The organism is Cohnella baijiui, from assembly GCF_020731285.1.
In the GTDB taxonomy this organism is placed as follows: domain Bacteria; phylum Bacillota; class Bacilli; order Paenibacillales; family Paenibacillaceae; genus Cohnella.
Genome location: NZ_JAJFOW010000522.1, coordinates 1 through 210 on the forward strand (window position 1 = coordinate 1; position 210 = coordinate 210).

Genomic DNA, 210 nt, shown 5'->3' on the forward strand with positions numbered 1-210 from the left:
GGGTAAGTGTACTTCCTCCGGTTTGAACGGGTGAATTCGTAACTTGCTGAATCGCGGCGCGCGCGATAGCGGATGGTACGATCCCGTTGTGTTCATAGAAATACTTGTCCTCAGTAGAAATAATAGCGTCAATCAGATGAGGCGAGACTTCCTTGTGCGATACGAGGCGCCGGTCTTCCGCTGTGATTAACTGGCCAATCATTTTCTTAT

At 49.0% G+C, this 210-nt stretch carries 1 protein-coding gene; it reads right to left on the reverse strand.

From position 1 onward, the window contains the following. The coding region (locus LKX83_RS33640; protein ID WP_227887664.1) for a transglycosylase domain-containing protein at positions 1-210 on the reverse strand (210 nt) is incomplete at both ends.